The organism is Agrococcus citreus (assembly GCF_039527715.1).
GTDB lineage: Bacteria > Actinomycetota > Actinomycetes > Actinomycetales > Microbacteriaceae > Agrococcus > Agrococcus citreus.
On record NZ_BAAAKK010000003.1, the window covers coordinates 315,399 to 335,325 of the forward strand.

At 71.4% G+C, this 19,927-nt stretch carries 35 protein-coding genes; 3 read left to right on the forward strand and 32 right to left on the reverse strand.

Annotation, left to right across the window (positions count from 1 at the left end; genetic code table 11):
- Positions 1–397 precede the first annotated feature (397 nt).
- From ABD106_RS06835 to ABD106_RS06870, 8 genes are all read right to left on the reverse strand, one after another.
- On the reverse strand, positions 398–1,303 hold the full coding sequence (locus ABD106_RS06835; RefSeq protein WP_343918716.1) for an ABC transporter ATP-binding protein: 906 nt from the start codon (positions 1,301–1,303) through the stop codon (positions 398–400).
- Entirely contained in the window at positions 1,300–1,920 is a 621-nt protein-coding gene (locus ABD106_RS06840; RefSeq protein WP_343918718.1) for an ATP-binding cassette domain-containing protein, read from the reverse strand. Before ABD106_RS06840 ends, ABD106_RS06835 begins: the two co-directional genes overlap by 4 nt.
- Complete coding sequence (locus ABD106_RS06845; protein ID WP_343918720.1) at positions 1,917–3,020, reverse strand: hypothetical protein; 1,104 nt, start codon at positions 3,018–3,020, stop codon at positions 1,917–1,919. The genes ABD106_RS06840 and ABD106_RS06845 overlap by 4 nt, the downstream gene beginning before the upstream one ends.
- The gene (locus tag ABD106_RS06850) at positions 2,995–3,429 is read right to left on the reverse strand and encodes a hypothetical protein (protein ID WP_343918722.1); all 435 of its coding nucleotides are present in this window, start codon (positions 3,427–3,429) and stop codon (positions 2,995–2,997) included. The genes ABD106_RS06845 and ABD106_RS06850 overlap by 26 nt, the downstream gene beginning before the upstream one ends.
- On the reverse strand, positions 3,426–3,968 hold the full coding sequence (locus tag ABD106_RS06855; RefSeq protein ID WP_343918724.1) for a hypothetical protein: 543 nt from the start codon (positions 3,966–3,968) through the stop codon (positions 3,426–3,428). The genes ABD106_RS06850 and ABD106_RS06855 overlap by 4 nt, the downstream gene beginning before the upstream one ends.
- A 21-nt stretch (positions 3,969–3,989) precedes the next feature.
- Positions 3,990–4,571, reverse strand: a complete 582-nt coding sequence (locus tag ABD106_RS06860; protein WP_343918726.1) for a stage II sporulation protein M — start codon at positions 4,569–4,571, stop codon at positions 3,990–3,992.
- Between the two features lies 1 nt (position 4,572).
- Positions 4,573–4,851, reverse strand: a complete 279-nt coding sequence (locus ABD106_RS06865) for an uberolysin/carnocyclin family circular bacteriocin (protein ID WP_343918728.1) — start codon at positions 4,849–4,851, stop codon at positions 4,573–4,575.
- Between the two features lie 74 nt (positions 4,852–4,925).
- Complete coding sequence (locus ABD106_RS06870) at positions 4,926–5,129, reverse strand: helix-turn-helix transcriptional regulator (protein ID WP_343918730.1); 204 nt, start codon at positions 5,127–5,129, stop codon at positions 4,926–4,928.
- 148 nt (positions 5,130–5,277) lie between these two features.
- Here ABD106_RS06870 and ABD106_RS06875 point away from each other — a divergent pair, with 148 nt between their 5' ends.
- Positions 5,278–5,748: a helix-turn-helix domain-containing protein gene (locus tag ABD106_RS06875; protein ID WP_343918732.1), complete on the forward strand. Its 471-nt coding sequence runs from the start codon at positions 5,278–5,280 to the stop codon at positions 5,746–5,748.
- The gene (locus ABD106_RS06880) at positions 5,693–6,109 is read left to right on the forward strand and encodes an ImmA/IrrE family metallo-endopeptidase (protein WP_343918734.1); all 417 of its coding nucleotides are present in this window, start codon (positions 5,693–5,695) and stop codon (positions 6,107–6,109) included. Before ABD106_RS06875 ends, ABD106_RS06880 begins: the two co-directional genes overlap by 56 nt.
- Before the next feature lie 39 nt (positions 6,110–6,148).
- Here ABD106_RS06880 and map read toward each other — a convergent pair whose 3' ends face one another.
- The 24 genes from map to ABD106_RS07000 form a co-directional block, all read right to left on the reverse strand.
- Complete coding sequence (gene map, locus ABD106_RS06885) at positions 6,149–6,979, reverse strand: type I methionyl aminopeptidase (RefSeq protein WP_343918736.1); 831 nt, start codon at positions 6,977–6,979, stop codon at positions 6,149–6,151.
- Entirely contained in the window at positions 6,979–7,560 is a 582-nt protein-coding gene (locus ABD106_RS06890) for an adenylate kinase (protein ID WP_343918738.1), read from the reverse strand. Before ABD106_RS06890 ends, map begins: the two co-directional genes overlap by 1 nt.
- A complete protein-coding gene (gene secY / locus ABD106_RS06895) occupies positions 7,561–8,892 on the reverse strand; it encodes a preprotein translocase subunit SecY (RefSeq protein WP_343918739.1) in 1,332 nt (443 codons plus the stop codon).
- Between the two features lie 60 nt (positions 8,893–8,952).
- A complete protein-coding gene (gene rplO, locus ABD106_RS06900; protein ID WP_425545728.1) occupies positions 8,953–9,417 on the reverse strand; it encodes a 50S ribosomal protein L15 in 465 nt (154 codons plus the stop codon).
- Entirely contained in the window at positions 9,410–9,598 is a 189-nt protein-coding gene (gene rpmD, locus ABD106_RS06905) for a 50S ribosomal protein L30 (RefSeq protein ID WP_123697061.1), read from the reverse strand. The genes rplO and rpmD overlap by 8 nt, the downstream gene beginning before the upstream one ends.
- On the reverse strand, positions 9,595–10,320 hold the full coding sequence (gene rpsE, locus ABD106_RS06910; RefSeq protein ID WP_425545729.1) for a 30S ribosomal protein S5: 726 nt from the start codon (positions 10,318–10,320) through the stop codon (positions 9,595–9,597). Before rpsE ends, rpmD begins: the two co-directional genes overlap by 4 nt.
- Complete coding sequence (gene rplR / locus ABD106_RS06915) at positions 10,317–10,688, reverse strand: 50S ribosomal protein L18 (protein WP_343918745.1); 372 nt, start codon at positions 10,686–10,688, stop codon at positions 10,317–10,319. The genes rpsE and rplR overlap by 4 nt, the downstream gene beginning before the upstream one ends.
- Entirely contained in the window at positions 10,688–11,224 is a 537-nt protein-coding gene (gene rplF, locus ABD106_RS06920) for a 50S ribosomal protein L6 (protein WP_343918747.1), read from the reverse strand. The genes rplR and rplF overlap by 1 nt, the downstream gene beginning before the upstream one ends.
- 6 nt (positions 11,225–11,230) lie before the next feature.
- Complete coding sequence (gene rpsH / locus ABD106_RS06925) at positions 11,231–11,629, reverse strand: 30S ribosomal protein S8 (protein WP_343918749.1); 399 nt, start codon at positions 11,627–11,629, stop codon at positions 11,231–11,233.
- A gap of 82 nt (positions 11,630–11,711) precedes the next feature.
- A complete protein-coding gene (rplE, locus tag ABD106_RS06930; RefSeq protein ID WP_343918751.1) occupies positions 11,712–12,278 on the reverse strand; it encodes a 50S ribosomal protein L5 in 567 nt (188 codons plus the stop codon).
- Complete coding sequence (gene rplX, locus ABD106_RS06935; protein ID WP_343918753.1) at positions 12,271–12,642, reverse strand: 50S ribosomal protein L24; 372 nt, start codon at positions 12,640–12,642, stop codon at positions 12,271–12,273. Before rplX ends, rplE begins: the two co-directional genes overlap by 8 nt.
- 3 nt (positions 12,643–12,645) lie before the next feature.
- Positions 12,646–13,014, reverse strand: a complete 369-nt coding sequence (gene rplN / locus ABD106_RS06940) for a 50S ribosomal protein L14 (RefSeq protein ID WP_123697054.1) — start codon at positions 13,012–13,014, stop codon at positions 12,646–12,648.
- A 26-nt stretch (positions 13,015–13,040) separates the two neighbouring features.
- Positions 13,041–13,325 carry a 30S ribosomal protein S17 gene (gene rpsQ / locus ABD106_RS06945; RefSeq protein WP_343918757.1) on the reverse strand — a complete coding sequence of 95 codons (285 nt, stop codon included), beginning with the start codon at positions 13,323–13,325 and terminating at the stop codon, positions 13,041–13,043.
- The gene (gene rpmC / locus ABD106_RS06950) at positions 13,325–13,660 is read right to left on the reverse strand and encodes a 50S ribosomal protein L29 (RefSeq protein WP_343918759.1); all 336 of its coding nucleotides are present in this window, start codon (positions 13,658–13,660) and stop codon (positions 13,325–13,327) included. The genes rpsQ and rpmC overlap by 1 nt, the downstream gene beginning before the upstream one ends.
- The gene (rplP, locus tag ABD106_RS06955) at positions 13,660–14,079 is read right to left on the reverse strand and encodes a 50S ribosomal protein L16 (RefSeq protein ID WP_123697051.1); all 420 of its coding nucleotides are present in this window, start codon (positions 14,077–14,079) and stop codon (positions 13,660–13,662) included. The genes rpmC and rplP overlap by 1 nt, the downstream gene beginning before the upstream one ends.
- A gap of 3 nt (positions 14,080–14,082) precedes the next feature.
- Positions 14,083–14,805 carry a 30S ribosomal protein S3 gene (rpsC, locus tag ABD106_RS06960; RefSeq protein ID WP_343918761.1) on the reverse strand — a complete coding sequence of 241 codons (723 nt, stop codon included), beginning with the start codon at positions 14,803–14,805 and terminating at the stop codon, positions 14,083–14,085.
- A complete protein-coding gene (gene rplV / locus ABD106_RS06965; RefSeq protein ID WP_343918763.1) occupies positions 14,805–15,173 on the reverse strand; it encodes a 50S ribosomal protein L22 in 369 nt (122 codons plus the stop codon). The genes rpsC and rplV overlap by 1 nt, the downstream gene beginning before the upstream one ends.
- 25 nt (positions 15,174–15,198) lie before the next feature.
- On the reverse strand, positions 15,199–15,480 hold the full coding sequence (gene rpsS / locus ABD106_RS06970; protein ID WP_092915854.1) for a 30S ribosomal protein S19: 282 nt from the start codon (positions 15,478–15,480) through the stop codon (positions 15,199–15,201).
- A 12-nt stretch (positions 15,481–15,492) separates the two neighbouring features.
- On the reverse strand, positions 15,493–16,332 hold the full coding sequence (gene rplB, locus ABD106_RS06975) for a 50S ribosomal protein L2 (protein ID WP_343918767.1): 840 nt from the start codon (positions 16,330–16,332) through the stop codon (positions 15,493–15,495).
- A 16-nt stretch (positions 16,333–16,348) separates the two neighbouring features.
- Positions 16,349–16,648: a 50S ribosomal protein L23 gene (rplW, locus tag ABD106_RS06980; protein ID WP_343918769.1), complete on the reverse strand. Its 300-nt coding sequence runs from the start codon at positions 16,646–16,648 to the stop codon at positions 16,349–16,351.
- Positions 16,645–17,319, reverse strand: a complete 675-nt coding sequence (gene rplD / locus ABD106_RS06985) for a 50S ribosomal protein L4 (protein ID WP_343918771.1) — start codon at positions 17,317–17,319, stop codon at positions 16,645–16,647. The genes rplW and rplD overlap by 4 nt, the downstream gene beginning before the upstream one ends.
- A 2-nt stretch (positions 17,320–17,321) precedes the next feature.
- Positions 17,322–17,972, reverse strand: coding sequence for a 50S ribosomal protein L3 (gene rplC, locus ABD106_RS06990; protein ID WP_343918773.1), 651 nt, complete (start codon positions 17,970–17,972; stop codon positions 17,322–17,324).
- An 8-nt stretch (positions 17,973–17,980) separates the two neighbouring features.
- Entirely contained in the window at positions 17,981–18,289 is a 309-nt protein-coding gene (gene rpsJ, locus ABD106_RS06995) for a 30S ribosomal protein S10 (RefSeq protein ID WP_021010896.1), read from the reverse strand.
- A gap of 392 nt (positions 18,290–18,681) precedes the next feature.
- The gene (locus tag ABD106_RS07000) at positions 18,682–18,909 is read right to left on the reverse strand and encodes an antitoxin (RefSeq protein ID WP_343918779.1); all 228 of its coding nucleotides are present in this window, start codon (positions 18,907–18,909) and stop codon (positions 18,682–18,684) included.
- 105 nt (positions 18,910–19,014) lie between these two features.
- Here ABD106_RS07000 and ABD106_RS07005 point away from each other — a divergent pair, with 105 nt between their 5' ends.
- The gene (locus ABD106_RS07005) at positions 19,015–19,920 is read left to right on the forward strand and encodes an arginase family protein (RefSeq protein ID WP_343918781.1); all 906 of its coding nucleotides are present in this window, start codon (positions 19,015–19,017) and stop codon (positions 19,918–19,920) included.
- Positions 19,921–19,927 lie beyond the last annotated feature (7 nt).

The following is a 19,927-nucleotide window of genomic DNA, read 5'->3' on the forward strand; positions in this document are numbered from 1 at the left end:
GCGAGCGCCGACGCGTCGACGATCGCCGCGCCCGCTGCCGCGGCAGCGACGCCGAGCACGCCCAGCCCGAGCCCGAGCGCGATGACCGGCGCGGCGCCCGCGAGCATCCGCCGGGCGGGGCGCGGCACGGCGAGCGCCGCGTGCAGCCACGACCCGTCGCGGTACGGGCCCGCGACGGCGAAGCTCGTGAGCAGCGCGACGGCGACCGGCGTGGAGGAGCCCCGGGAGACGACGACGGTGCTCGCCTCGAGCGACGCGATGTCGTCGAACGGCAGCACGAGGGCGGCCATCGCGAGCCCGCCGAGGAGCGACCCGCCGACGGCCACGACGGCCGCCCACCAGAGCCCCCGCCCCCGCAGGGCCGCGAGCTCGCCGGCCAGGAGCGGGCCGACGCTCCTCATCGCAGCTCCTCGATCGCCGCGCCGAAGGCTGCGCTCAGCGTCGTCCTGCGCGGGGTGAGCTCGGTCACGAGCACGTCGACGGCCGCCCCGACGCGGGCGATCTCGAGCGCCTCGAGGCCGCGCACGGCGATCGCGCCGCCCGCCCGCGCGTGCACGGTCGCGCCGTGGGCACCGAGGGCTGCGGCGAGCCGCGGCTGGTCGAGCGATCGCACGAGCACGACCCGCGCGGCGTGGGAGCGCAGGAACGCCTCGGTGTCGCCCTCGAAGCGCACCCGGCCGTCGTGCAGGCACACGACCCGGTCGAGCAGCGGCTCGATCTCGTCGAGCGCGTGGGCCGAGAGCAGCACCGCGCCGCCGCGGTCCGCATGCTCGCGCAGCCGCTCCGAGAGCCAGCGTCGCCCGGCGGGGTCGAGCCCGTCGAACGGCTCGTCGAGCACGAGCACGCGCGGCGCGCCGAGCAGGGCGCCGGCGATGGCGAGCCGTCTGCGCATGCCGAGCGAGAAGCTGCGGATGCGGCCGGTCGCGCCCGTGAGCCCGACGTCGTCGAGCGCGCGTCGCGTCGCGTCGCGACCGAGGCGAGCGCGGAGGGCGAGCGCCTCGAGGTGCTGCGCCGCCGACTGGCCGGGAGCCGCGCCGAGCGCGTCCGGGCAGTAGCCGAGCACCGAGCACGGGTCGACGAGCTGCTCGAACGCCCGGCCCGCGACCCGAGCGATCCCGGCGCGCGGCGCTCCCTGCCGTCCATCGAGGCCGACGATCCGGCGCAGCGTCGTCGTCTTCCCCGCACCGTTGACCCCGATGAAGCCCGTGACCGCGCCCCAGGGCACCGTGAACGAGACGTCGTCGAGCACCGTGCGCCCCGCGAATCGAGCGTGCAGCGCCGCCACCTCGATCGCCGCGCTCACGGAGCGACCCGTCCCGGCTCGAGCGAGAGCGCCCTCACCGCTCCGGTCCAGCGGTGCTCGTCGTGGTCGACGACGAGCACGAGCCGGGTCGTGGCCCACGCGAGGATGCGTGCGCGCAGCGCGTCCGCCGCCCGTGCGTCGACGCCGAGCAGCGGCTCGTCGAGCAGCAGCACGGGCGCATCGCCCAGCGTCGTGAGCCGGACCCACGCGCGCCGAGCCTCGCCGGTCGAGAGCTCGTCGACCGCGTCGTCGAGGCGATCGGCCAGCGCCTCGTCGCCGAGCGCGTCGGTCGCGGCGCGCAGGGGCAGGCCCGCGGCTCGAGCGAAGAGCGCTGCATGGCGCCGCAGGGTGACGTGCCCGAGGAGCGCGATCTCGGTGCGACACACCCGCCGGAGACGACGAGCACCGGCTCCCGCCGCGGGCGCTCCGCACACGCGCACCGACCCGCGCTCGGGCGCGATGCCTCCCGCGAGGAGCTCGACGAGCGTGCTCTTGCCCGAGCCGTTCGCCCCGAGCACGCGCACGAGCCCCGGTCCGTCGATCGCGAGGTCGGGCACGGCGACCGAGCGTGCGCCGCGGCGCACGGCGCCGACCCCGGCCACCTCGATGCCGATCACGGCAGCCTCCGCGCGAGCGCGACGAGGGCCGTCGCCCCGGCGAGCGCTGCCGCGCCGACGATCCACGCGACCGGCGCTCCGGCGATGAGCGCCCCGACCGTCGGCGCGATGGCGAGGGCGAAGGCAAGGCAGCGCTGGGCGGCCGCCCGCGCATCGGGCTCGAGCACGAGCACCGCGAGCGCACCGACGCCGACGGCGCCCGCCGCGAGGCCGATCCGGATGCCCGCATCGACGCCCGCGACGGCACTCGCCGCGACACCGATCATCGCGCCGAGCGCCGCGGTCGCGGCGAGCCCGAGGGCGGCGGATCGGCCGACGATCGCGGCCGGGGTCGCCCCGCAGTCGACGAGGGTCGCCTGCAGCCGCAACCAGGGCCGCGCGTCGAGCGCGAGCGCATCCCCGGCCACCCAGACGGCAGCGGCGACGCCCGCGCCGGCAGCGGCTGTCGGCGTCACCGCGAGATCGGGCGAGGCCACCGCGCTCACGAGGCACGCGAGCGCGCCGATCGCCGCGAGCCGTCTCGCGGCCATCGCGCGCGGGCCGGCCGACCTCCCGCGCTCGGCGACCCGCCGGCCGCCTCGCCGGGCGATCGCGACCGCGACGAGCGCGCCGGCTGCGGCTGCCACGACGATCGCGAGCGCGGTGCCCGGCTCCCCTCGGAGGCCCAGCACGAGGGCGGTCGCACCGCTGAGCGCTGCACCCGAGAGGAGCGTCGGCACCGCCGCCGCCGCCGTCCAGTGCCGCGCGAGCGCAGGGCCGAGGTCGAGTGCGCGCAGCAGCGGTGCCGAACGGGTGAGCGCCCGCGCGATCGATGGCGGCGCCGAGAGGGACAGCCGAGCCGCGGGCGCGACGAGCGCCACGAGGATCGCGACAGCGGCGACGACGGCGCTCCCCCACGCGGCCACCGCGATCTCGACCGCGACCACGAGGCCGAGCGTCGTCGCGGCCGCCACTGCCGAGAGCGCGACGAGCGCCGGTGGCACGAGCGAGCGCGCCGCCGCTGTGGGCAGCCGACGCGGGAGCATCGCCGCGGCGACGACCTCGACCGTGCGCCGCAGCTGCGACGCGCGAGCCTCACCGTCGAGGGGCGCCGGCGTCATCGTCCGTGCCGTGGTCCGGCGCGCCGGTGTCGCCGCCGAGCAGGTGGTAGATCCCGGTCGCCGCTGCGACGACGACGACCAGCCAGCCGAGCGCCGAGACGAGCGGCGGAGCACCCAGGCCGGTGGCGACGGCGGCCAGCAGCCCGAGACCGAGGGATCCGATGCCGGCGATCGCGAACCGGAGCCTGCCGTCGAGCAGCGCCGGCACCGCCGCGACGAGCACCACGAGCGAGAGCGCGAGTGCGATCGGCGAGACGAGGTGCTCCCGCGATGCCGGCACCGGGGAGGCGACGAGCGCCGCGATGTGCCCGGCCGCCGCCAGCAGCAGCAGCGCCGCGAGCATCCGCACGCCGACGGCGCTGAGCGGCACGCGCACGTCGAGCAGCGGCAGCCGGAACGACGGTGTCACCCCGCGCACAGCAGCACCGCCGTCCCGCCGGTGGCCAGCAGTGCCCTCGCGTACGCGGATGCCGATGCTCGCGCCGCGGGGAAGGCCGCCGGGGCGAGCAGCGCGATCGCGCCGGCGGCGAGCCATACCGGCCACGACCGCTCGACGGCCGCGATGCCGAGCCCGACGGCCGTCGCCTGCTGCCCCAGCACGATGACCGAGAAGCAGAGCCCGCCGGCCCCGAGGCGCAGCCGCCGGCCGAGGGCGCGCAACCCGACGGCCCGCTCGAGCAGCGCGGCGACGAGCGCACCGAGCCCCAGCAGCAGCACGTGGACGGCCACTGCCGAGACGGCGCCGACGGCGATCGCCGCACCGGCGAGCGCCCGATCGTCGAGCGCATCGGCCTGCTCGGCGACCGCCTGCTCCGCCACCGCGACGAAGCTGGGCATCCGCAGGCACAGCAGCGCGGTCGCCGCGGCGAGCACGAGCGCCCAGACGCCGAGCGATGTCGTGGCCGCCGCCTTCGAGCCCGTCGCGGCTCGGTCCTCCGTGTGGATCATGGTGCTCCTCTCGATGGCGCATCAGCCCGGATGCGCGCTGATGACGATGGCTTCGATGACGGCCGCGATGACGATGAGCGTCGCCGCGACGAGGGTGAGCGCGAGGCTCGACGGGAGGGCGCTCGCGTACGCGGGCGGGAACGGTACCGCCGCTCGGCGCCGGAGCGCGGAGCCGACCGCGTGGACTGTTGGCAGGATGCCCGCGGCGGCGGCGAGCAGCACGCCGGCGAGCTCGAAGGCGATGTAGGGGCCGACCCGCTGGAGCGTCTCGGCGGCGCCGAGCGCCTCGACGACCGCGGCCCCGGAGAGCCCGAGCCCCATGCCGAGCACCGCGACCGCGATGACCGTCAGCGTGCCGAGCAGCGGGGCACCGGAGGCGAGGAGCGCGATGGCTCCCAGGTTGCGCGCCGCGATCGCGCCGGCGTCGCGATCGCCCGCGAGCACGCTCGAGTCGAGGTCTCCCCCGGCGAGCGCCGCGGCGTTGCGGTCGCCCAGCGCCCCGCCCGACGCCGCTGCCGCGCCGATCACGACGACGAGCGCGCTCGCTGCGAGCGCGACCGACACCCCCGCCGACCGAGGCGCGAGCGTGCCGGCCGCACCCATGTCAAGCCATCGCCAGCCGGCGCAGCTTGCGCTTGAGGTACCAGACGACCGTCGAGATGACGGCGCCCGCGATGCCGCCGCCGAGGATGATCGAGACCACGGCGAGCGCCGCGCCACCGATCTCGACCGCGGTGACGATCTGCGACGCCGCGGCCGCCGACAGCCCGAAGCTGCCGACGAGCCAGGCGAGCGAGAGCCCCGCGATCGCCACTCCCACGACGCTGATCCCCGCGGACGCGGTCCAGACCGCCGCCCGCGCCCTGCGCGATTCCATCTGCATGTGCTTCCTCCTTCGTCGCACCCGCTCGGGTGCCCGTGCCGATCGGCACGAGTCGATGGGCTCGCACGGGGGCATCACTCGTGCCGCTCGCGGAGCCGGCTCGCGATCGCGGCGGCGAGCCGCGCCACGAGCGTCGCCGGAGGCTCGATCGCGCCGAGCTCGACGCCGATGACGGTCGACACCGGCACCCCGGCGAGGGCCGCCAGCTGCGGCTGGCTGAGGTCCGCCCGGCGACGCAGTCCCGCCATCGTCGAGCCGATCCGCGATTCGACTTCCATGCGGCAAAGCATCCCATCTTTTCGACTGCGGTGCAAGCACTTTTCGACAGTCGCGCGCCGGTCGCGCGCAGGTTCTCGGAGGAGCGTCGAAGAAGGGGGGATGTCTGCGGCGGATCGAGGACTAGCCTGGAGCCCGGAGAGGGGCCCGATGTCCATCCACCTTCGAGGGGCCGACGCGGCGGAGCGCTCGCGCTACGGCGCGCTCGTGCGGCCGGCGCGGCTGCGCCAGGGCCTCAGCCAGCAGGCGCTCGCCGACCTCGCAGCGGTCGACCGCACGACGGTGAGCAACATCGAGCGCGGTGCCGGGGCGCCGCAGGAGGACGTGCTGCGCAGGCTCTTCGCCGCGCTCGGCGTCGCCACCGACGCGCAGCCGCAGGACCCGGATGTCGAGCTCTGGATCGCCGTCATGGCCGAGCTGCTCGGCAGCGTGCCCGTCGACCGTCGGCACCTCGCCGCCGATGCCGCGATCGCGACGCTCGCCGCGCATGTCCGCGCGGGCGGCATGTCAGCGGGCGACGCTATCGTCACCGCCATCCGGGACGGCGGATCCGAGGAGCACCTGCATGGACTGGCAGCACGGCGCGGCAGCGCTCGAAGGGACGAGCCCCACGCTGAGTGACCTGCTCGACCTGTGCCTGCAGGCCGAGCTCGAGGTGCTCGACGCGCCCCTGCCACCCGGCTGGCTGGGCGCCTACGACCATGCCTGCCGTCGCATCCTGCTCGCTCCGTGGCTCACGCCGGTCGAGCAGCGCTCGGTGCTCGCGCACGAGCTCGGCCACGCGCTGCGCATGCACGTCGGCTCGTCGGCCGCCGACGAGCGCGCGGCGGAGCGGTTCGCGGCTCGGCTGCTCATCGATCCGGCCGCGCTGCGGGCCGCGTGCGCGTGGGCGCGCGACGACGCCGAGCTCGCCGACGAGCTGGGCGTCACGGTCGACGTCGTGCGCGCCTATCGCGCGCTCCCCGGCGCGAGCGCGGCCTGAGCGCGTCCGCCTCGCCCGAGGGCGGCGGACACGTGCGGCTCAGCGGTCGGGGATGGGCACGGGCACGATGCCGAGCGGCGCGAGCTCGGCGGCACCGCCGTCGAGCGCGGTCAGCACCCAGATGCCGCCGGAGTGCACGGCGACCGAGTGCTCCCACTGGCAGGCGTCGGAGCCGTCGGCGCTGCGGACCGTCCACCCGTCCGCATCGACGACCGTCTCGGCGCCGCCCGCGTGGATGATCGGCTCGATCGCGACGCACAGCCCCGGCTTGACGGCCGGTCCCGCGACCCGCGTCCGGTAGTTGAAGACGGGCGGGTCCTCGTGCATCTTCGCGCCGATGCCGTGCCCGATGTAGTCCTCGTCGATGCGGTAGTCGCTGTTCGCATCGATGTGGTCCTCGACCGCAGCTCCGACCTCGCCGAGCTGCTTGGCGCGCGCGAGCGCGGCGATGCCGTCCCACAGCGCGCCGCGCGTGACCTCACTGAGCCGCTCGCGCGCCGCGGCGATCGCGGGGTCTCCCCCGGGCACGACGACGCTGATCGCGGCGTCGCCGTTGAAGCCGTCGATCTTGGCCCCGCAGTCGACCGTCACGAGGTCTCCGGGCTCGAGCGGCCGCTCGTCCGGGATGCCGTGCACGACGACGTCGTTGACGTTGACGCACAGGGTGTGCTCGTAGCCGGGCTCGAGCTGGAAGTTCGGCACGGCGCCGTGCTCGCGGATGACGCGCTCGGCGATGCGGTCGAGCTCGAGCGTCGTGACGCCGGCGCGGATCTCTGCCGCGACCGCCGCGAGGGCGAGCGCCGTGATGCGTCCCGGCTCGCGCATGGCGGCGAGGTCCCGGCGCGACTTGTAGGGGCCGCGACCGCGCATCAGGCGGTGATGCCGCGCTCGGCGAGCCCGGCGAGGATCCGCTCGGTCACCTCGTCGACGGGACCGATGCCGTCGACCTCGACGACCAGTCCGCGCTCGGCGAAGATCGCCACGAGCGGTGCCGTCTCGCGCTCGTACACGTCGAGGCGACGACGGATGACGTCCTCGGTGTCGTCGCTGCGACCCTGCTGCTCCGCTCGCGCGAGCAGCCGCCGCACCACCTCGTCGGTGTCGGCGACGAGCCGCACGACGGCATCGAGCTGCTGGCCGCGGTGGAGGTTGACGCCGTCGAGGAACTCCACCTGCCCAGCCGTGCGCGGGTAGCCGTCGAGCAGGTAGCCCTCGCTCGCGTCGTCCTGGGCGAGCCGATCGTCGATGAGCTCGTTGGTGAGCTCGTCGGGCACGTACTCGCCGGCGTCGAGGATCGCGGTGACGCGCTGCCCGAGCTCGGTCCGCTCCTTGATGTTCTGCCGGAAGATGTCGCCGGTCGAGACGGCGGGGACGCGCAGCGCCTCGGCGATCCGAGCTGCCTGGGTGCCCTTGCCCGCACCGGGAGGGCCGACGATGAGGAGGTTCGGCATCTAGCGGATGAGCCCTTCGTAGTGGCGCTGCTGCAGCTGCGCGTCGATCTGCCGGACCGTCTCGAGCCCGACGCCCACGATGATCAGGATGGACGCGCCGCCGAACGGGAAGTTCTGGTTGGCGCCGACCGTCGAGAGGGCGATGAGCGGGATGAGCGCGACGAGGCCCAGGTAGAGCGATCCGGGGAAGGTGATGCGCGTGAGCACGTAGTCGAGGTACTCGGCGGTGGGACGGCCGGCGCGGATGCCGGGGATGAACCCGCCGTACTTCTTCATGTTGTCGGCGACGTCCTCCGGGTTGAAGGTGATCGCGACGTAGAAGTACGTGAACCCGACGATGAGCAGGAAGAAGACGAGCATGTAGAGCGGCGCGTCCCCGCTCGTGAGGTTCGACTGCACCCACAGCACCCAGTCGGGCGGCGTCGTGCCGTCGGCGGGCATGTTGAACTGCGCGACGAGCGCGGGCAGGTACAGCAGCGACGAGGCGAAGATGACGGGCACGACGCCGGCCATGTTGACCTTGATGGGGATGTACGTGGACTGGCCGCCGTACATCCGCCTGCCGACCATCCGCTTGGCGTACTGCACCGGGATGCGTCGCTGCGACTGCTCGACGAAGACGACGAGGCCCATGATCAGGACGCCGACGAGCAGCACCATGATGAACGTGTTGACGCCCTGCGTCTCGAAGATGACGCCGAGCGCGCCGGGGAAGGTCGCTGCGATCGACGTGAAGATGAGGAGCGACATGCCGTTGCCGATGCCGCGCTCGGTGATGAGCTCGCCCATCCACATGATGAGGCCGGTGCCGGCGGTCATCGTGATGATCATGAGCGCGATCGACCACCACGAGTCGTTCGTCAGCAGGTTCTGGCACTGCGGCAGCGAGGGGCCGCCGGTCGACGAGAAGAGCGCGCCCGAGCGGGCGACGGTGATGAGGGTGGTCGACTGCAGCACGCCGAGCGCGATCGTCAGGTAGCGCGTGTACTGCGTGAGCTTCGCCTGACCCGACTGTCCCTCCTTGTAGAGCGCCTCGAAGTGCGGGATCACGACGCGGAGCAGCTGCACGATGATCGCGGCCGTGATGTACGGCATGATGCCCAGCGCGAAGATGCTCAGCTGCAGCAGCGCGCCACCCGAGAACAGGTTGACGAGCTGGTACAGGCCGGTCGCGGTCTGGTTCGCGGCGATGCACTCCTGCACGTTGCCGTAGTCGACGAACGGCGCGGGGATGAACGACCCGAGCCGGAACAGCGCGACGATGGCGAGCGAGAAGAGGATCTTCCGACGCAGGTCTCGCGTCTTGAAGATGCGTGCGATGGCACTGAACACGTGCAGCCTTCCGAGAATGGCAATCGGGGCGGCCCGCGAACGGACCGCCCCTCAGCCTACTTACTTGACGGAGCCGCCAGCGGCCACGATCTTCTGCTCGGCCGCGGCCGAGACCTTGTCGACGCTGATCGTCAGCGCGACCGACAGGTCGCCACCGGCGAGCACCTTGACGAGCTCGTTCTTGCGGACCGCGCCCTTGGCCACGAGGTCGGCGACGGTGACGTCGCCGCCGTTCGGGAACAGCGCCTCGAGCTGGCCGACGTTCACGACCTGGTACTCGGTGCGGAACGGGTTCTTGAAGCCGCGCAGCTTCGGAGCGCGCATGACGCTCGTGAGCTGGCCACCCTCGAAACCGGGACGCACGGAGTTGCGGGCCCTGGTGCCCTTGGTGCCTCGACCGGCCGTCTTGCCCTTCGACGCCTCACCGCGACCGACGCGCGTGCGCGACTTCTTCGCGCCCGGCGCGGGCCGGAGGTGGTGCACCTTGAGCGACGGCAGCTCAGCCGGCGTGTTCTTGTCAGTCATTCTCGATCTCCTCGACCTTGACGAGGTGCCGCACCGTGTTGACGTAGCCACGGTTCTGCTGGGTGTCCTCGCGCTCGACCGACTGGCCGATGCGCTTGAGGCCCAGCGAGCGCAGCGTCTCGCGCTGGTACTGCTTCTCGCTGATCACAGACTTGATCTGCGTGATCTTCAGCTTGCTCACTTGGATGCCGCCTTCGCGATCTCAGCCTCGTGCTTGGAGTGCTCCGCCTCGGCACGCAGCAGGCGTGTCGGGACGACGTGGTCCATGTCGAGGCCACGACGAGCAGCGACTGCACGGGGCTCCTCGAGCTGGCGCAGCGCGGCCACCGTCGCGTGGACGATGTTGATGGAGTTCGACGAGCCCAGCGACTTGCTCAGCACGTCGTGGATGCCGGCGCACTCGAGCACGGCGCGGACGGGGCCACCCGCGATGACGCCGGTACCGGCGGCAGCGGGGCGCAGCAGCACGACGCCGGCAGCGGCCTCGCCCTGCGTCGGGTGCGGGATCGTCTTGGCGATGCGGGGGACGCGGAAGAAGTTCTTCTTCGCCTCCTCGACGCCCTTCGAGATCGCCGTGGGGACCTCGCGAGCCTTGCCGTAGCCGACGCCGACCATGCCGTCGCCGTCGCCCACGACGACGAGCGCCGTGAAGCTGAAGCGGCGGCCGCCCTTGACGACCTTCGAGACGCGGTTGATCGTCACGACGCGCTCGAGGAACTGGTTCTCCGTGCGGTCGTCACGACGTCCGCGCTCGTTGCGCGTGCCGCGGTCGCGGCTGCCGCGCCGCTGCTCGCGGGGCTCGTCGCGGTGGTCCGACGACGTTGCAGCCTCGGCGGCCGGAGCGGCCGTCGCAGCCTGCTGCGTGGTGTCCGTCACCTGCGTGTCCTTGTTCTCTTCGCTCACAGTCCCAGCCCTGCCTCTCGTGCGCCATCGGCGATGGCCGCGACGCGACCGGCGTAGCGGTTGCCGCCCCGGTCGAACACGACAGACTCGACGCCTGCCGCCTTGGCGCGCTCGCCGACGAGCTCGCCGACGCGCTTGGCCTTCGCCGTCTTGTCGCCGTCGAACGCGCGGAGGTCAGCCTCCATCGTCGACGCCGATGCGACGGTGACGCCGCGCGAGTCGTCGACGACCTGCACGAACACGTGGCGTGCCGAGCGGGTGACGACCAGGCGCGGCACCGAGGTGGTGCCGACGACCTTCTTGCGGAGGCGTGCGTGGCGACGACCGCGGGCAGCCGACTTCGTCTTGCCTCGGGTACCGATGCCCATCACTTACCAGCCTTTCCAGCCTTGCGGCGGATCTGCTCGCCCGCGTAGCGGACGCCCTTGCCCTTGTAGGGCTCGGGCTTGCGCAGCTTGCGGATGTTCGCAGCCACCTCGCCGACGGCCTGCTTCGAGATGCCGCTGACGGTGAGCTTGTTGTTGCCCTCGACCGCGAACGTGATGCCGGCGGGCGGCTCGACGTTGATCGGGTGCGAGAAGCCGAGCGCGAACTCGACGCCGGTGCCCTTGGCAGCGACGCGGTAGCCCGTGCCCACGACCTCGAGGGCCTTGGTGTAGCCCTCGGTGACGCCGACGATGTCGTTGGCGATGAGGGTGCGGGTCAGGCCGTGGAGCGAGCGCGACTCGCGCTCGTCGTCAGGTCGCGAGACCTGCACCTGGCCGTCGGCGACCTCGACCTGGATCGGCTTCGCGATCCTGACCTCGAGCTCGCCCTTGGGGCCCTTGACGGTGACGACGTCGTCGTTCACCGTGATCTCGACACCAGCGGGGATGTCGATGGGGAGTCGTCCGATTCGTGACATGTCAGCTCACCACACGTAGGCGAGGACTTCCCCGCCGACGCCCTTCTGCTCGGCCTCACGGTCAGTGAGGAGGCCCGAGCTCGTCGACAGGATCGCGACGCCGAGGCCGCCATGGACCTGGGGGATCTCGGTCGAGCGTGCGTACACGCGCAGACCGGGCTTCGACACGCGCTTGAGGCCAGCGATCGCGCGAACGCGGCTGTCGCTGTACTTGAGGCTGAGGGTCAGCGTCTTGCCGACGCGAGCATCCTCGACCTTGAAGGCCGAGATGAAGCCCTCTCGCTTGAGGATCTCAGCGATGTTCACCTTGAGGTTCGACGACGGCAGCGTGACCTCGTCGTGCATCGCCGTGTTGGCGTTGCGCAGACGCGTCAGCATGTCGGCGACCGGGTCGGTCATCGTCATGGGTGGTTCTCCGTTCTGGTTTCGCTGCCCGTTCCGCGGACAACGACCTTGAAGCTGCTCGGCGCCGGCGGCGCCGATGGGGTCAGGAGTCGGTCTTGAAGGGGAAGCCGAGCGCCTTGAGCAGCGCGCGACCCTCGTCATCCGACTTCGCCGTCGTGACGACGGTGATGTCGAAACCGCGGACGCGGTCGATCTTGTCCTGGTCGATCTCGTGGAACACGGACTGCTCCGTGAGGCCGAAGGTGTAGTTGCCGTTGCCGTCGAACTGCTTCGGGCTCAGGCCGCGGAAGTCGCGGATGCGCGGGAGCGCGAGCGTCAGCAGACGGTCGAGGAACTCCCACATCCGGTCGCCGCGGAGGGTCACGTGCGCGCCGATCGGCATGCCGTCACGCAGCTTGAACTGCGCGATCGACTTCCGAGCAGCCGTCACCATCGGCTTCTGGCCGGTGATGAGCGTCAGGTCGCGGATCGCTCCGTCGATGACCTTGGAGTCGCGCGCGGCCTCGCCGACGCCCGTGTTGACCACGATCTTGGTCAGCCCGGGCACCTGCATGATGTTGCTGTAGCTGAAGTCCTCGCGCAGCTGCGGGACGATCGTCTCGCGGTACTGCTGCTTGAGCCTGGGCAGGCGCACTGCGGTGTCAGTCATTGCTCTTGATCTCCTTGCCCGACTTCGAGGCGACGCGGACCTTCTGCGTGGTCGTGACGCCGTTCTTCTCGACGGACGTGATTTCGCTGCGGACGCGCGTGGGCTTCTTCGACTCGGGGTCGATGAGGGCCACGTTCGAGATGTGGATCGGGGCCTCGTGGGTCTCGATGCCGCCCGTGCGGGTGCCGCGGTTGGTCTGGCCGACCTTGATGTGCTTGGTGACCAGGTTGACGCCCTCGACGAGGACGCGGTTCTGCTCGCGCAGGACCTCGAGCACGCGACCGGTCTTGCCCCGGTCGCCGCCGCGCGACTCGCGCGCGCCGGCGATGACGACGACGAGGTCGCCCTTCTTGATGCTGGCCATGGGTCAGATCACCTCCGGTGCGAGCGAAACGATCTTCATGAAGCGCTTGTCGCGGAGCTCGCGACCGACGGGACCGAAGATGCGCGTGCCGCGCGGGTCGCCGTCGTTCTTCAGGATGACTGCTGCGTTCTCGTCGAACTTGATGTAGGAGCCGTCGGGACGGCGGGTGGACTTGACGGTGCGGACGATGACGGCCTTGACCACATCGCCCTTCTTCACCGCTCCACCGGGGATTGCGTCCTTGACCGTGGCGACGATCGTGTCGCCGAGTCCGGCGTAGCGGCGGCCGGAGCCGCCGAGCACGCGGATGGTCAGGAGCTGCTTGGCGCCGGTGTTGTCGGCGACCTTGACGCGGGATTCCTGCTGGATCATGTCTGGATCTCCTTCGAGGCCGAGGCCTACTTGGCCTTCTCGAGGATCTCGACGATGCGCCAGCGCTTGGTGGCGCTCATCGGACGGGTCTCTGCGATCAGGACGCGGTCGCCGATGCCGGCGGCGTTCTGCTCATCGTGCGCCTTCACCTTCGACGACTTGCGGAGCACCTTGCCGTACAGCGGGTGCTTGACGCGGTCCTCGACCTCGACGACGACGGTCTTCTCCATCTTGTCGGAGACGACGAAGCCGATGCGCGACTTGCGGTAGCCGCGCTGCGCGGCCTCGCCCGTGGGCTGCTCGGTAGCCATCAGTTCTCCTCAGCCTTCTCGACCTCGGGGGCCGTCTTGGCCTCGTCGGTCGTCTTGGCCTCATCGGCCTTCTTGGACTTCTTCTTGTCCGCGGGCTTCTCGACGGGCGCCGGTGCGGCGCTGATGCCGAGCTCGCGCTCGCGGATCACGGTGTAGAGCCGTGCGATGTCTCGCTTGACCGCGCGGAGGCGGCCGTGCGAGTCCAGCTGGCCGGTGGCCGACTGGAACCGCAGGTTGAACAGCTCTTCCTTGGCCCGCTTCAGCTCGACGACGAGTCGCTCGTCGTCCATGGTTGCGAGCTCGGCGGGCATGAGCTCCTTGGAACCGATCGCCATTATGCGTCAGCCTCCTCGCGCTTGATGATGCGTGCCTTGAGCGGCAGCTTGTGGATGGCTCGCATCATCGCCTCACGTGCGAGCTCCTCGTTGACGCCGGCGACCTCGAAGAGGACGCGGCCGGGCTTGACGTTCGCGACCCACCACTCGGGCGAGCCCTTGCCGGAGCCCATGCGGGTCTCGGCGGGCTTCTTCGTGAGCGGACGGTCGGGGTAGATGTTGATCCACACCTTGCCGCCGCGCTTGATGTGGCGCGTCATGGCGATTCGGGCGGCCTCGATCTGACGGTTCGTGACGTAGGCAGGCGTGAGCGCCTGGATGCCGTAGTCGCCGAACGACACCTTCGTGCCACCGGTGGCCTGGCCCGAGCGCTTCGGGTGGTGCTGCTTGCGGTGCTTGACTCGACGGGGAATGAGCATGGTTTACGCCTCCACTGGTGCGTCGCGACGGGGACCCCGACGCTCGCGCTGCGGCTTCTGGTTCGCCTGCTCGCGAGCGAGCTCGCGGTTCGTCAGCTCGCCGTTGTAGATCCAGACCTTCACGCCGATGCGACCGAAGGTCGTCTTGGCCTCGTAGAAGCCGTAGTCGATGTTCGACCGCAGCGTGTGCAGGGGCACGCGGCCCTCGCGGTACTGCTCGCTGCGGCTCATCTCGGCGCCGCCGAGGCGGCCGGAGACCTTGATCTTCACGCCCTTGGCACCGGCGCGCTGCGCCGACTGGAGGCCCTTGCGCATCGCGCGGCGGAACGCCACGCGAGCGCTGAGCTGCTCCGCGATGCCCTGCGCGACGAGCTGCGCCGAGGCCTCGGGGTTCTTGACCTCGAGGATGTTCAGCTGGATCTGCTTGCCGGTGAGCTTCTCGAGGTCGGCGCGGATGCGCTCGGCCTCGGCGCCGCGGCGGCCGATCACGATGCCCGGGCGGGCGGTGTGGATGTCGACGCGCACGCGGTCACGGGTGCGCTCGATCTCGATGCGGGCGACGCCGGCGCGGTCGAGGCTGGTGGACAGCATCCTGCGGATGCGGATGTCCTCAGCCACGTAGTCGGCGTAGCGCTGCCCGGGCTTGGTCGACTCGGCGAACCAGCGCGACACGTGGTCGGTGGTGATGCCGAGGCGGAAGCCGTAGGGGTTGACCTTCTGTCCCATTAGTTCTCGTCCTCCGTGGTCGGCGTCGCGAGCACGACGGTGATGTGGCTGGTCCGCTTGTTGATGCGGAACGCGCGACCCTGCGCTCGCGGCTGGAACCGCTTGAGCGTGGTGCCCTCGTCGACGAACGCGCGGGCCACGTACAGGTCCTGCTCGTCGAGGAACTCGTTGGACGCGTCGGCCTTGACCCGGGCGTTCGCCATCGCCGAGGCGACGAGCTTGTACACGGGCTCCGAGGCGCCCTGGGGGGCGAACTTCAGGATCGCGAGGGCTTCCTCGGCCTGCTTGCCGCGGATCATGTCGACGACACGGCGGGCCTTCTGAGGGGTCACGCGGATGTGACGAACGCGAGCGATCGACTCAACCATTGCCTTCTCCTTCTTCGCCGCCGCGTTAGCGGCGACGACCCTTCTTGTCGTCCTTCACGTGTCCACGGAAGGTGCGGGTGGGGGCGAACTCGCCCAGCTTGTGGCCGACCATCGTCTCTGTGACGAAGACCGGGATGTGCTTGCGACCGTCGTGCACGGCGATCGTGTGACCGAGCATGGCCGGCACGATCATCGAGCGGCGCGACCACGTCTTGATGACGTTCTTGCTGCTGGCCTCGTTCTGGCGAACCACCTTGGTGAGGAGGTGGTCGTCGACGAACGGACCCTTCTTGAGGCTGCGGGGCATCGGACTCTCCTACTAGCGCTTCTTCTTGCCGGTCGAACGGCGGCGGACGATGAGCTTGTCGCTGGGCTTGTTCGGCCGGCGGGTGCGGCCCTCGGACTGACCCCACGGGCTGACGGGGTGGCGACCACCGCTCGTCTTGCCCTCGCCGCCACCGTGCGGGTGGTCGACCGGGTTCATCGCGACACCACGGACCGTGGGTCGGACGCCCAGCCAGCGCTTGCGGCCGGCCTTGCCCCAGTTGATGTTCGACTGCTCGGCGTTGCCGACCTCGCCGATCGTGGCGCGGCAGCGTGCGTCGACGTTGCGGATCTCGCCCGACGGCAGCCGGAGCTGCGCGTAGGGGCCGTCCTTGGCGACGAGTCGCACCGACGTGCCGGCCGAGCGGGCCAGCTTCGCGCCGCCGCCCGGACGGAGCTCGATCGCGTGGATGACCGTTCCCGTCGGGATGTTGCGGAGCGGCAGGTTGTTGCCGGGCTTGATGTCGGCACCGGAGCCCGACTCGACGACGTCGTGCTGCTTGAGCTTGTTCGGCGCGAGGATGTAGCGCTTCGTGCCGTCCTCGAAGTGCAGCAGCGCGATGCGCGCCGTGCGGTTCGGGTCGTACTCGATGTGCGCGACGCGGGCGTTGACGCCGTCCTTGTCGTTGCGACGGAAGTCGATCACGCGGTACTGGCGCTTGTGACCGCCACCGATGTGGCGAGTCGTGATGCGACCGGTGTTGTTGCGGCCACCCGTCTTGGGCAGCGGGCGCAGCAGCGACTTCTCGGGCGTCGACCGGGTGATCTCAGCGAAGTCCGCGACGGAGGAGCCGCGACGACCGGGGGTCGTCGGCTTGTACTTGCGAATTGCCATGGTCTGTTCCTTCCGCTCAGCCGACAGTCGTGAAGATGTCGATCGAGCCGGACTTCAGCTTGACGATGGCGCGCTTGGTGTCCTTGCGCTTGCCAGTGCCGAAGCGGGTACGGCGCGTCTTGCCGACGCGATTGAGAGTGTTGACGCGCTCCACCTTGACGCCGAAGATCTTCTCGATCGCGAGCTTGACCTCGGTCTTCGTCGCGCGCGGGTCGACCTCGAACGTGTAGCTGCCCATGTCGATGAGCGCGTAGCTCTTCTCCGACACGATCGGGCGGATGATGATGTCGCGAGGGTCCTTGTTGTAGCCGCTCATCGGTTCTCGTCCTTCTCTGCCTCATCGGCCTTCGGGGCCTTGGGGGACTTGGCGGCGACGAACGCCTCGTAGGCGGTCTTCGTGAAGACGAGGTCGTCGCTCACGAGCACGTCGTAGGCGTTGAGCTGGTCCCACGTGAGCACGTGCACCTCGGGGAGGTTGCGCACCGTGAGCGACGCGGTCTCCTCGGAGCGGTCGAGCACGATGAGCACGTTCTTCGCGACGCCGAGCGCGGCGAGCATCTCGACCGCGACGCGGGTCTTGGGAGCGTCACCGGCGCCGAACGACTCGACGACGTGCAGCCGGCCACCGCGAGCGCGGTCCGACAGCGAGCCGAGGAGCGCGGCGGCGATCATCTTCTTGGGGGTCCGCTGCGAGTAGTCGCGCGGCTGCGGGCCGTGGACGACGCCACCGCCGCGGTGCTGCGGCATGCGGATCGAGCCCTGGCGAGCGCGGCCGGTGCCCTTCTGCTTGAACGGCTTGGCACCGGATCCCGAGACCTCGCCGCGACCCTTGGTCGAGTGCGTGCCCTGGCGTGCGGCAGCGAGCTGCGCGACGACGACCTGGTGGATGAGCGGAACGTTCGTCTGGACGTCGAAGATGCTCGCGGGCAGCTCGACCGAGCCTGCCTGCTTGCCCTCGGTGTCGACGATGGCGACCTGGGTGGTCATGCTCAGGCTCCCTTCACAGCGTTGCGGACGAACACGAGTCGGCCGCGGGCACCGGGGACGGCGCCCTTGACGAGCATGAGGCCCTGCTCGACGTCGATGGAGTGGACGGTGAGGTTCTGCACCGAGACGCGGTCGCCACCCATGCGGCCGGGCATCCGCTTGCCGCGGAAGACGCGGCTGGGCGTGGACGATGCACCGATCGAGCCGGGCTTGCGGTGGTTGCGGTGCGCACCGTGCGATGCGGAGACGCCGGCGAAGTTGTGGCGCTTCATGACACCGGCGAAGCCCTTGCCCTTCGACGTCCCGACGACGTCGACCTTCTGGCCGGCGGCGAACAGGTCGACGGCGAGCTCCTGGCCGAGCTCGAAGACACCGGCGTTGTCGGTGCGGACCTCGGTGAGGTGGCGGCGGGGCGTGACACCGGCTGCCTCGAAGTGGCCGGAGGCCGGCTTCGAGACCTTGCGCGGGTCGATCTGGCCGGCGGCGATCTGGATGGCTGCGTAGCCGTCCTTCTCGGGCGTGCGGATCTGCGTGACCACATTCGGCGTGATCTCGAGCACCGTGACGGGGACGAGCTTGTTGTGCTCATCCCAGACCTGGGTCATCCCGAGCTTCGTGCCGAGCAGGCCGCGAGTCGTCGTGATCTTCGACATTGCGTTCCTTAGAGCTTGATCTCGATGTTGACGTCAGCGGGCAGGTCGAGGCGCATGAGCGAGTCGACTGCCTTCGGCGTCGGGTCGATGATGTCGATGAGTCGCTTGTGCGTGCGCTTCTCGAAGTGCTCGCGGCTGTCCTTGTACTTGTGAGGAGACCGGATCACCACGACCACGTTCTTCTCGGTCGGGAGGGGCACCGGGCCCACAACCGTCGCGCCCGCACGGGTCACGGTGTCGACGATCTTGCGCGCCGAGGAGTCGATGACCTCGTGGTCGTACGACTTCAGTCGGATGCGGATCTTCTGTCCCGCCATGGCTGACTCTCTTCCTGTCGACGCAGCCTGGGAGGGCTGCTCGCAACGCACCTGTCAGTGCACCGCTGTTCTTCTGTCAATGCCCTCGAGGGGCGCGCACCGGCGCCGAGCACGCATGACGCACTGGCTTCGGTGAAGTTCTTGTGTCGGCTGCCCGCGGCCCAGGATCGAGTTCGTCCTGTGCACTGCCAGGGCAGTGAGCGGCGAGGAAACGCCGCGTTTGCAACCTGTCGATTCTCGCACGGATGCAGATGCTCGTGCAACCCGGGCGTGTCGCGCCCGGCGCGCCGCCTTGCGGGCGGCTCGGCGCTCCCCCGCCGCACTGAGCGGATGCGCGCACCTGCGGGCGTGCGGAGGGGCGGGGATCGCTCCCCGCCCCCCGGTGCCTGCGCCTACTGGCGCGGTGCGTCGTCCTGCGTCTGCCGGTCGGCAGCGTCTGCGTCGTGGCCGAGCAGCCGGTCGCCGTGCTCCTGCACGGTGTCGGTGTGCTCGGCGAACCGCTCTCCGCTGAGTCGGTCGAAGCCATCGCCCGCGCCCTGGATGCCCTGGTCGCTGAGCCGCTCGCCGTGCTCGCTCCCGAGCGCGTCCTTCGCCTTGTTCACGAGATCGTCGATGCCCATGCACGCCTCCTGCCGACGCCGGGGTCGGGGAGCGGCGCCGCCCCCACTCAACCACTCGGGCCGCGGACCCGCCAGGGCCGGCACGGGCGTCGCTACGCTCGGCGCATGGCGCTGCCGCACAGCACTCCCCTCTCGCACGACTCGCTCTGGCCCCGCGCGGGCGACTGGCCCTCGACCGACGCGCTCGACGGCGAGCTCGACGCCGTGCTCGTGGGGCTCGGCACGCACGCGACGTCGCTGAGCCCGACGGCCGCGCACGCGACGCCCGCCGCGGTGCGCGACGCGCTCCGGCGGTACTCGCCGCACGGGCTCGACGGGCTGCGGATCGCCGACGCCGGCGACGCCGCCGACCCGGACGCCGACGAGGATGGCGCGGCGGGCCTCATCGCGCGGGCGTCGGCCCGTGCGCGGCTCGTCATCGCCCTCGGCGGCGACAACGCCGCGACCGTGCCCGCGGCGCTCGGTGCGTGGGGCGACCGCATCGGCACCGCGGGGCTCATCACGATCGACGCCCACCACGACCTGCGCGACGGCCGCAGCAACGGGTCGCCCGTGCGACGGCTGCTCGAGGCGGGCCTCGACGGCAGCCGCGTCGTGCAGCTCGGCATCCAGGACTTCGCGAACTCCCGCGCGTACGCCGAGCGGGCTCGAGGCGCCGGCATCCGGGTGATCGGCCGCGACGCGCTCGAGGAGCGCGACCTCCGGGAGGTGGCGGCGGAGGCCGTCGCGATCGCCGCTGCCGCGGGCGGCCCGGTCCACCTCGACGTCGACGTCGACGTGTGCGACCGGGCGGCGGCGCCGGGCTGCCCCGCGTCGACGCCGGGCGGGCTCAGCGCGTGGCAGCTCCGCGCCCTCGTCCGGGCGATCGTGGGGCACGCCGAGGTCGGCTCGCTCGACCTCGTCGAGGTCGACGCCGCCGCCGATGCGCCCGACGGGCGCACGGTGCGCCTCACGGCGCTGTGCGTGCTCGAGTCGCTCGCCGCGCTCGCCGGGCGACCCACGACGACCTGAGGGCACG

Coding starts and splice junctions, on each gene's coding strand:
- ABD106_RS06845 (WP_343918720.1), bottom strand. CDS start 3,020: ATGACGCCGGCGCCCCTCGACGGTGAGGCTCGCGCGTCGCAGCTGCGG.
- ABD106_RS06855 (WP_343918724.1), bottom strand. CDS start 3,968: ATGATCCACACGGAGGACCGAGCCGCGACGGGCTCGAAGGCGGCGGCC.
- ABD106_RS06860 (WP_343918726.1), bottom strand. CDS start 4,571: ATGGGTGCGGCCGGCACGCTCGCGCCTCGGTCGGCGGGGGTGTCGGTC.
- ABD106_RS06865 (WP_343918728.1), bottom strand. CDS start 4,851: ATGCAGATGGAATCGCGCAGGGCGCGGGCGGCGGTCTGGACCGCGTCC.
- ABD106_RS06870 (WP_343918730.1), bottom strand. CDS start 5,129: ATGGAAGTCGAATCGCGGATCGGCTCGACGATGGCGGGACTGCGTCGC.
- ABD106_RS06875 (WP_343918732.1), top strand. CDS start 5,278: ATGTCCATCCACCTTCGAGGGGCCGACGCGGCGGAGCGCTCGCGCTAC.
- ABD106_RS06880 (WP_343918734.1), top strand. CDS start 5,693: ATGGACTGGCAGCACGGCGCGGCAGCGCTCGAAGGGACGAGCCCCACG.
- map (WP_343918736.1), bottom strand. CDS start 6,979: ATGCGCGGTCGCGGCCCCTACAAGTCGCGCCGGGACCTCGCCGCCATG.
- ABD106_RS06890 (WP_343918738.1), bottom strand. CDS start 7,560: ATGCCGAACCTCCTCATCGTCGGCCCTCCCGGTGCGGGCAAGGGCACC.
- rplO (WP_425545728.1), bottom strand. CDS start 9,417: ATGACTGACAAGAACACGCCGGCTGAGCTGCCGTCGCTCAAGGTGCAC.
- rplR (WP_343918745.1), bottom strand. CDS start 10,688: ATGGGCATCGGTACCCGAGGCAAGACGAAGTCGGCTGCCCGCGGTCGT.
- rplF (WP_343918747.1), bottom strand. CDS start 11,224: ATGTCACGAATCGGACGACTCCCCATCGACATCCCCGCTGGTGTCGAG.
- rpsH (WP_343918749.1), bottom strand. CDS start 11,629: ATGACGATGACCGACCCGGTCGCCGACATGCTGACGCGTCTGCGCAAC.
- rplE (WP_343918751.1), bottom strand. CDS start 12,278: ATGACTGACACCGCAGTGCGCCTGCCCAGGCTCAAGCAGCAGTACCGC.
- rplX (WP_343918753.1), bottom strand. CDS start 12,642: ATGGCCAGCATCAAGAAGGGCGACCTCGTCGTCGTCATCGCCGGCGCG.
- rplN (WP_123697054.1), bottom strand. CDS start 13,014: ATGATCCAGCAGGAATCCCGCGTCAAGGTCGCCGACAACACCGGCGCC.
- rpsQ (WP_343918757.1), bottom strand. CDS start 13,325: ATGGCTACCGAGCAGCCCACGGGCGAGGCCGCGCAGCGCGGCTACCGC.
- rpmC (WP_343918759.1), bottom strand. CDS start 13,660: ATGGCGATCGGTTCCAAGGAGCTCATGCCCGCCGAGCTCGCAACCATG.
- rplP (WP_123697051.1), bottom strand. CDS start 14,079: ATGCTCATTCCCCGTCGAGTCAAGCACCGCAAGCAGCACCACCCGAAG.
- rpsC (WP_343918761.1), bottom strand. CDS start 14,805: ATGGGACAGAAGGTCAACCCCTACGGCTTCCGCCTCGGCATCACCACC.
- rplV (WP_343918763.1), bottom strand. CDS start 15,173: ATGGTTGAGTCGATCGCTCGCGTTCGTCACATCCGCGTGACCCCTCAG.
- rpsS (WP_092915854.1), bottom strand. CDS start 15,480: ATGCCCCGCAGCCTCAAGAAGGGTCCGTTCGTCGACGACCACCTCCTC.
- rplB (WP_343918767.1), bottom strand. CDS start 16,332: ATGGCAATTCGCAAGTACAAGCCGACGACCCCCGGTCGTCGCGGCTCC.
- rplW (WP_343918769.1), bottom strand. CDS start 16,648: ATGAGCGGCTACAACAAGGACCCTCGCGACATCATCATCCGCCCGATC.
- rplD (WP_343918771.1), bottom strand. CDS start 17,319: ATGACCACCCAGGTCGCCATCGTCGACACCGAGGGCAAGCAGGCAGGC.
- rplC (WP_343918773.1), bottom strand. CDS start 17,972: ATGTCGAAGATCACGACGACTCGCGGCCTGCTCGGCACGAAGCTCGGG.
- rpsJ (WP_021010896.1), bottom strand. CDS start 18,289: ATGGCGGGACAGAAGATCCGCATCCGACTGAAGTCGTACGACCACGAG.
- ABD106_RS07000 (WP_343918779.1), bottom strand. CDS start 18,909: ATGGGCATCGACGATCTCGTGAACAAGGCGAAGGACGCGCTCGGGAGC.
- ABD106_RS07005 (WP_343918781.1), top strand. CDS start 19,015: ATGGCGCTGCCGCACAGCACTCCCCTCTCGCACGACTCGCTCTGGCCC.